Source organism: Desulfofundulus salinus (assembly GCF_003627965.1).
Lineage (GTDB): Bacteria > Bacillota > Desulfotomaculia > Desulfotomaculales > Desulfovirgulaceae > Desulfofundulus > Desulfofundulus salinus.
On the sequence record NZ_RBWE01000001.1, the window covers coordinates 358,795 to 366,776 of the forward strand.

Here is a 7,982-nt window from a genome sequence, read left to right on the forward strand (position 1 = left end):
ATGCCTTGGAAAACGTCCATGTCTGGTATGGGCGTTAGCCTCCCAGAGGGCAAAAATGTTTACAACGCAAATAGCTCGCCGAATTCCGACCTTGAAATCTCACCTCCCACATCTCGCCTCACGTCTTTCAAATATCCCGCATGTATAATTGTCAATTATTATTGTTCTGTGCTATAATAACAACGAATGGAAGAGGAGGTGCAAGCGGGTGCTAAAAGGCGTTTTAATAGCCTTTCACGTGCTTTTAAGCATTGCTCTCATTGCAACGGTGCTTTTGCAGTCGGGAAGAAGTGCCGGGCTCTCCGGGGCCATTGCCGGAGGAGCAGAGGTTTTGTTTGGTAAAAAGAAAGGATTGGACGAATTTTTCAGCAAACTAACTACGGTAGTGGCGGTGTTATTTGCCATTACATCACTTGTTTTGGGCTTATGGATATAAGCCCATTGTCTTATTCTCTGGCAGGCTGCCGGCCACCAGCCAAAAGACTTATATAAAGAAAGGTGCGCGGCGCCTGTTACCGGGAAGGGGGAGGTGATTCGGGAGGGGGAGGTTAGGTATTTTTTTTGACAAGTTTTTTTTAAAAATTAACCATGGGGGGGAATATTCTTGGAACAGTCTTGGGTAACCTATTCCGGGATAGTGGCTGCCATTATTGGTATCCTGTTTGCAGGTTATCTGGCCTCATGGGTACTTAGTCGTCCAGCCGGTTCCCAGCGCATGCAGGAAATTTCGGCGGCCATCCAGGAAGGGGCTATGGCCTATCTCAACCGGCAGTATAAGACCATAGCCCTGGTTGGTGTCATAGTAGCTCTGATTATTCTGTTCGGCCTTAACTACTGGACAGCTGTTGGCTTTGTCATTGGGGCCGTTTTCTCCGGTTTGTGCGGCTACATCGGCATGTACGTGACCACCCGGGGCAATACCCGTGTGGCGGAAGCGGCCAAGTCCGGCATCGGCTATGCCCTCCAGGTGGCTTTCCGGGGCGGTGCCGTGACGGGTATGATGTGCGTGAGCCTGGCCCTTTTGGGCGTATCAGCCATGTACGTCATTTTTAAGGACCCGGTGGCGCTGGTGGGCCTGGGCTTTGGCGGTTCGCTGATCAGCGTGTTTGCCCGTCTGGGCGGCGGCATTTACACCAAGAGTGCCGACGTCGGCGCCGACCTGGTGGGTAAGGTGGAAGCCGGGATTCCCGAAGACGACCCCCGGAACCCGGCGGTTATTGCCGACAACGTGGGTGACAACGTCGGTGACTGTGCCGGTATGGCGGCCGACCTCTTCGAGACCTATGCCGTGACTGCCGTTGGTGCCATGCTCCTCGGTTTCCTGATCTTCAAGGATCAGCCCCAGTTTGTCATTTATCCCATGGTTCTGGGAGCCGTAGCAATCATCGCCTCCATTATCGGTACCTTCTTTGTCCGGATGGGCGGCGGCACCAATATCATGGGCGCCCTGTACAAGGGGCTCTGGGCTTCCGCCATCCTGTCCCTGATTGGCTTCTGGTTTGTCACCGGTGCCGTGTTAGGCTCCACCGTCTTCTTCTGGCCCGCCCTCATTGGGGTGATCGTCACCGTGGCCATTGTGTACATTACCGACTATTATACGTCCAAGAGTTTCCGCCCGGTGAAGTCCATCGCTGAAGCTTCCCAGTCCGGTCACGCCACCAACATCATCACCGGTATTTCGGTGGCCATGGAGTCCGGCGTCCTTCCCGCTCTGGTGATTGTGGCCGGTATTCTGATCTCCTACCTGATCGGTGGCGGCGGGGCGGAAGGTCTCTATGCCATCGGTATTGCTTCCATGGCCATGCTTTCCATGACCGGTATCATCGTGGCCATTGACTCCTACGGGCCCATTACCGATAACGCCGGCGGTATTGCCGAAATGGCCGAGCTGCCCGAAGAAGTGCGCAACATCACCGACCCGCTGGATGCCGTGGGCAACACCACCAAGGCGGTGACCAAGGGTTACGCCATCGGTTCTGCCGGTCTGGCGGCCATCGTGCTCTTTGCCGACTACACCCACCACCTGGCGGACTACGTGCCCGAGCACCTGCTCACCTTCTCCATCAACAACCCGTGGGTGCTGGCCGGCCTGTTTATCGGCGCCGCTTTGCCCTACCTGTTCTCCTCCCTGGCCATCGGTGCCGTGGGCCGGGCGGCCTACGAAGTGGTCAACGAGGTGCGGCGGCAGTTCCGGGAAATTAAGGGCATTATGGAAGGTACGGCCAAGCCCGAGTACGGCCGTTGCGTGGATATCGTCACCCGTCGTGCCCTGAAGGAAATGATCCTGCCCGGACTGATTCCCGTTCTCTCTCCCGTGATCGTGGGCCTGCTCCTGGGACGGGACGCCCTGGGCGGCATGCTGATGGGCACCATCATCAGCGGTCTCTTCCTGGCCATCTTCCAGACCTCCGGCGGCGGTGCCTGGGACAACGCCAAGAAGTACATTGAAGAAGGCATGTACGGCGGCAAGGGTACTCCCACCCACGCCGCGGCGGTAACGGGCGACACCGTCGGAGACCCGCTAAAGGATACGGCGGGACCGGCCATCAACCCGATGATCAAGATCGTGAACATCGTGGCGCTGCTGATCATCCCGTTGATTGCCAATATCGCCCGCTAGGATCAAAACTGGCAATAAAAATGCCCCTGCCGGTCCGGCAGGGGCATTTCTTAAAGATCGCGGCAGAGGTGCCCTCCGTTTGCGTTCAACACCGCATCAACCGAGCAACCCCTGGATGGAAAGGCGGCGCCACACGCCTTTGCCGGTGATGTCGATACTCACCCCATCCGGGGCTACCCTGGCATTTTTCGGGAGAAACACCTTGAGGCCGTTGGCTTCGGTCTGGTGGAACCTTTCCACGTCGGCAGGTGAGCCTGCATACACGGCAGGCTCATAGGTCGCGCCTCCTCACCCGCCGCAGAGTTCCATGACCAGGGTGATGGTATCGGTTTGTTGCAGTATATAGTCCCTGGCCTCGTCGGAAACATGTACCTGAACCACAAAAACCACACTCCTTTCGAGCGCTTTGTTAAGTAAACTTTCGAAAGACCTGCATGAATTCAGCCATTATGTCTTTAAGTTCCTTGCCTCCCGTCAGGCCCTCCATGATCTCGTCGGCCAGGTGGCAGGCCAGGGTGGTCATGGCCACCTGGCTGATGGCTGCTTTAATGGCCGCCAGCTGGATGACCACTTCGCCGCAGCTGCGCTGGTCCTGAATCATCCTGGACACTCCCCGCACCTGCCCCTCGATGCGCTTTAGCCGGGCCAGCAATTCCTCCTGCACTTCCTGCCGGTAAACCGGGTCTTTTTTCATGAAGCCTGCTCCTTTCCCGGAAGGTTATATCACAACTCCAAAGCCCCCATACCCCGTATGGTATATAAAAGTTTACTATTAATCCTGCAGTTTGTCAAGAGCAAATCCCTAATTAATGTGTATTGACAATCTTAAAGGACGCGGGTAATATTATATATGCGATACCCCTACGGGTATACGTAGGGGTATAAAAGTTTTTTCAGTAGCCGGCAATCTTATAGATGGTCCAGAATGGAGGGATCGCCATGCTCAAGGAAAAACAGAAACAGCGCAAACTAAGGCAAAGCTTAACCTGGGTGGGCCTGCCCCTGGTGGCCGTGCTGGGATGGTTCTACCCCTGGCTGGGCTTCTTGCTCCTCGGGTGTATGGTCGGGGCAGTGGGGGTGGCAGCCTTCCGGGGACGGGCCTGGTGCGACTGGATGTGTCCCCGGGGAGCCTTTTTCGATCTCTTTGTGCGGCCTCTGTCCCGGAAGAAAGCCATCCCTGCTTTTTTCCGCAGTCGAACGGTGCGGGTATTCATGCTGGGCTTAATTTTCACCATGATCGGCGTGCAGTGGTACCTGGCCGGGGGAGATGTAGCGGCCATGGGACTGGCTCTGGTGCGTATACTTACTGTCACCACCGTGGTCGGAATTATCCTGGGATTGCTTATTCATCCCCGGATTTGGTGTCACATCTGCCCCATGGGCACCCTGGGCCACTGGCTCTCCAGGGGCAAGGAACCCCTCTCCATCAGCCGGACCTGCACCGGCTGCCGGGCCTGCGCCCGGGCCTGCCCCATGCAGCTGAAACCCTATGAGTACCGGCTGGACGGAACTATGGGGGATAATGACTGTATCAAATGCGGCTCCTGCGTGGCCGCCTGCCCCCGCTGCGCCCTGTCCTTCAGCTCCGGTCACGGGGAAAAGGAAGCCGGCCTGGCAGCCTGACCCCATCCGGTTCTGCTGAAGGTCAGCGTTAAAAATGGCCGGCGACAGCCGGCCATTTGCCTTGAGAAGGGGTTGTTTTCAGAATCCCTGTGCCTTTTTGAGCCGGTGGCGCTCCGCCCAGAGCCGGTCGGCCACCCGGCCCCACTCCCGGGAACGGCCGTCCAGGCAGGCGGCAATGGTGCCCTCCAGGACGGTGTCCGCCCCTTCGTGGGTCGGGCGGGCGCCGGATTCTTTAACGATATCTCGCAGGGCCTGCGGTACATCAATGATCGGGCAGGGCCGGAGCAGGTTGTCGTGGAAGGGCTGGCGCTTCTGGTAGGCCGCGAACAGGGGCGAGCGCAGTACCTCGATCAAGCTCTTTTCATTGATGTTGTCCACGGCAAAGTGGACGAAGGCGCAGGGTTCCACTTCCCCGGCGGCGTTGATGTGAAAGTAGCGCCGTCCCCCGGCAATGCACCCCTCCACCAGTTCGCCGTCGTTCCAGAAGTCGGCAATCTGGATGGGTTTATGGGTGCGGATGTAGGGTATGCGTTCAGCCAGGTAGGCCCTCTGCTCCGGGGTGATCATCAGGTTCACATTGGGGTTGCGGCCGATAGGGATGTAGTGGAAGGTCCAGGCGTAAATGACCCCTTTGTCGATGAGGAAGTCAATAAACTCGTCGCTGGTTACTTCCATCACGTTCTCCCTGGTGATAGTAATGGAAACGCCAAAGGCCGCGCCCCTTTCCCGCAGCAGGTCCATGGCCCGCATTACCCTGTCGAAGGTACCAGGGCCGCGCCGGGCGTCGGTGCGTTCCCGCCATCCTTCCAGGCTGATGGCCGGGGAGAAATTTCCTACCTCGATAATTCTATCGGCCATATTTTCATTGATCAGCGTGCCGTTGGTATAGGCCATAAAGGCCATATCGTTATGTTTGGCCATCAGGTCGAACAGGTGCGGGTAGAGCAGGGGCTCCCCACCTGAAAAGACGATCCAGTAGATGCCCAGCTCTTTGGCCTCGCTGAAGAGGCGGTCCAGCCTCTCCGGGCTCAAGGAGTTCTTGTGGGAATACCTGCCCGCCCAGCAGCCCTCACAGGCCAGGTTGCAGGCGCTGGTGGGGTCCACCAGGATGAAGTTAGGTACGTTCACCCCCAGTGTCCGGGACATGCTCCTCTGCCTGGGAATGCCGAAAATCATGGCGTTCATAAACCAGTTGTATGCCAGACGGTTACGCACGTTGGGATGAAAGTTTTTGGCCAGCTTGATCATGTACTCCCGGATGGCCGGGTTTTCACGGAAAGCTGCGGCTATGGTTTCCACCTGGCGCTTGTGACGGTCTTGAATGGTCAGTAACTTTACCAGGTTTAGCAGACGCGGTAAATTGGTTTCCGGGTTCCTGCTCACATAGGTTAGCACGTTTTGGGACAGGTGTTCGGCCAGGAATTTTTTGGTTCGTGCCAGTTTATTAGTCCCAATGCGCATAACCATCCCCCCTGAAAAAGTTTTTTACATAAAATTTTTAATGAAAAAATGATTAAAGTTAAACCATAGGATTTCCCCCTTCCGCCAAATTATTACCTTAATAAACCTCATAGACCCAAAAGACCCAAAAACATCCCAAAAAATTTACTGTGAACGTTGCAGAGCTTCGTTTAAAAAGCTGGCCAATAATTTGTGCTCTTGATGGCCGCATTGGGAAATGTGATCTTGAAAGCGCTGGATGCAGGAAAGGATCTTGCTGTTTACCGCATCCTTCATGCTTTTGAGCATGGTTCCAATTACCGAGCCGGCAAACAGGCTCAAGACCAGCTCGGGCCTGGGGGCCATCTCGAAGATCTGCTGCAGGAATGCCAGACCCCGGGAATTAATCCCGTAGATATGGGTAATTAAAAGGGCGATGGTATAGGCACAAAAAACCAGCGGCAGCTCTATTTTCATCATTTCCTGCAGCAGCTCGTCTTTGATTTTTTGGGGGTTAAGGTTTTTCATATTATCAAACAGGGCTAACAACCTGCCCCGGACTGCCGGCCAGTCTTCCAGGTCTTCGGGTTTTGCTTCCGGTTGGGGCAGGAGCTTTAAGGCCTTTTCCGTGGGACGGAAAACCACCATGGAACGGCCGGGAGCCTTTTCGGTGCGACTAAGGGTGTACTCGCTGCGCAGCAGTTCTTCCTTTTCCAGCTCTTTAAGGATGTCGTAGGCCGTCCACTTGCTCACGCCCAGGGCCTCGGCCACAGTGGCGTAGTGGACGGGAAGACCGGTCTGGCGGAAGAGGTTGATGATCTTGTCGAGGAACTCTTTGCGCCTCTGGGTAAGGTTCATGGTTGTCACTCCCGGCGGTAAATAGATTCAGTCGGCTCCCAAAAAACCAAAAATTTAATTCCAATTATACTTTCTCCCCATGGCATTGTCAAGATTACTTGACTTACAGAGCTATTTGCGTTGTAAACATTTTTGCCCTCTGGGAGGCTAACGCCCATACCAGACATGGACGTTTTCCAAGGCATTAATACCAGGGCAGCTTCAAAGGTTGAAATCTGACCTTCCAGAACCCGCTGCAAAACCAGCATCCGCTTCAGTTCCGTCTGCGACAGGGTAACCATCTCCTTCATACTGACATTTTCACTGACGGATTTTACCCTGACAATATCACAGACGGATCACACACATAAGATAAACTGATTGGACAAGCAACCTTTTCTATGTTACATTACTTTTGTAGATGTGTTCTGTAGATGTGGCCGAACTGGCTGATTTAGGAAAAGAAATACTCTTTCTTTTTGGTACAAGAAGGTGAGAAGTGGTTATGGTTCGAAAGTACGCCAACAAGGGATTTATCCAGCAACTGGATGGTGCTTACGCCGTCTTAATTCATCCTCTCAACGGCTATCTGGAAGCCGAATATTAAGGAAGAGTATATACTCGAGACTGTCGAACGGATAGTTAGGAGCTATATTCAGGTTGCTCAGAACGAGCGACTGGGTGAAGTTATTAACCGGGTGGGTCTTATGCCATTTCTGAAGGGGGCGCTGGCGTGGAGTAGTGGGGGAATCAAGACGTGCATAGGCGCGCGGTATTGTAAAAATGGTGTTGGTGATGTCCATGCGATGGCGGAGCGCATAATCTCCTCTGGCGATGTACAAGGGAATGTTACTATCAGTGGTTGCGGTAACGCGTGTGTTATGGATAACGGAGCGTATTGTAATGTTGTTATTTTGAGGGACAGGCTGTGGGTGTATAATAAAAATGGCGATATAGACGTTGTTAATGCGGACCATTTGCCTGAGTATCTTAAGAGGAAGAGTATTTTAAAGTAATTGATGAAGAGCACTGGGCTCAAAGGTGACGGGCTTGACGGTGAAGTTCCCACCTTGAGTTTAGCAGAGAGGGAGCGTTGAGATGAGCAGGCTTAAAGTCCTTTTCCATGTTAACGAATCTGACAAATGGCAAAGGGCACTCGTCAACATCACCAACTTTTTGAATGATGTTGGGCAAGGAAATGCTGACATCGAAGTAGTGGCCAACGGTGAGGCGGTTTCTGTTTTCAGAAGCGGGTGCCTGCTGACCGGGGGCAGCGGTCAGTGCTGCGGAACTCCTAGCGGATCGCTGATGGACCAGATGAAGGTAAGCGTCAAACACAACCCACCTTGGCACAATACCCAAGTTTAAGGGATAATCTTCCTCAAAAAATAAGCTCGATGAGGAGGATTTTTTCTTATGACCAAAGCCGAACGGGAAGCGCTATGGGAAACCCGAATAGCCG

General features: G+C 54.2%; 9 protein-coding genes. 4 read left to right on the forward strand and 5 right to left on the reverse strand.

The window, feature by feature from the left end:
• Window positions 1-208 precede the first annotated feature (208 nt).
• Complete coding sequence (secG, locus tag D7024_RS01830) at window positions 209-436, forward strand: preprotein translocase subunit SecG (protein WP_072867274.1); 228 nt, start codon at window positions 209-211, stop codon at window positions 434-436.
• A gap of 168 nt (window positions 437-604) precedes the next feature.
• Window positions 605-2,620, forward strand: coding sequence for a sodium-translocating pyrophosphatase (locus D7024_RS01835; protein ID WP_121450293.1), 2,016 nt, complete (start codon window positions 605-607; stop codon window positions 2,618-2,620).
• Window positions 2,621-2,716: 96 nt separating this feature from the next.
• Here D7024_RS01835 and D7024_RS15305 read toward each other — a convergent pair whose 3' ends face one another.
• Window positions 2,717-3,001, reverse strand: a complete 285-nt coding sequence (locus tag D7024_RS15305; RefSeq protein ID WP_279220956.1) for a CC/Se motif family (seleno)protein — start codon at window positions 2,999-3,001, stop codon at window positions 2,717-2,719.
• 28 nt (window positions 3,002-3,029) lie between these two features.
• Window positions 3,030-3,314 carry a metal-sensitive transcriptional regulator gene (locus tag D7024_RS01840; RefSeq protein WP_121450294.1) on the reverse strand — a complete coding sequence of 95 codons (285 nt, stop codon included), beginning with the start codon at window positions 3,312-3,314 and terminating at the stop codon, window positions 3,030-3,032.
• A 245-nt stretch (window positions 3,315-3,559) separates the two neighbouring features.
• Between D7024_RS01840 and D7024_RS01845 the strand changes: the two genes are divergently transcribed.
• Window positions 3,560-4,243, forward strand: a complete 684-nt coding sequence (locus D7024_RS01845; RefSeq protein ID WP_121450295.1) for a 4Fe-4S binding protein — start codon at window positions 3,560-3,562, stop codon at window positions 4,241-4,243.
• Between the two features lie 78 nt (window positions 4,244-4,321).
• Here the strand turns inward: D7024_RS01845 and D7024_RS01850 are convergent, their stop codons facing one another.
• The 3 genes from D7024_RS01850 to D7024_RS01860 all read right to left on the reverse strand — a co-directional run bounded on the left by D7024_RS01850 (window position 4,322) and on the right by D7024_RS01860 (window position 6,831).
• Complete coding sequence (locus D7024_RS01850; RefSeq protein ID WP_121450296.1) at window positions 4,322-5,704, reverse strand: radical SAM/SPASM domain-containing protein; 1,383 nt, start codon at window positions 5,702-5,704, stop codon at window positions 4,322-4,324.
• Between the two features lie 144 nt (window positions 5,705-5,848).
• Window positions 5,849-6,541 (reverse strand): hypothetical protein, encoded by a 693-nt coding sequence (locus tag D7024_RS01855; protein ID WP_121450297.1) that lies wholly within the window; start codon window positions 6,539-6,541, stop codon window positions 5,849-5,851.
• 5 nt (window positions 6,542-6,546) lie between these two features.
• Entirely contained in the window at window positions 6,547-6,831 is a 285-nt protein-coding gene (locus D7024_RS01860) for a hypothetical protein (protein WP_125185605.1), read from the reverse strand.
• Between the two features lie 787 nt (window positions 6,832-7,618).
• On the opposite strand from D7024_RS01860, the gene D7024_RS01870 reads away from it, so the two are divergent.
• On the forward strand, window positions 7,619-7,888 hold the full coding sequence (locus D7024_RS01870; RefSeq protein WP_243113659.1) for a DsrE family protein: 270 nt from the start codon (window positions 7,619-7,621) through the stop codon (window positions 7,886-7,888).
• Window positions 7,889-7,982 lie beyond the last annotated feature (94 nt).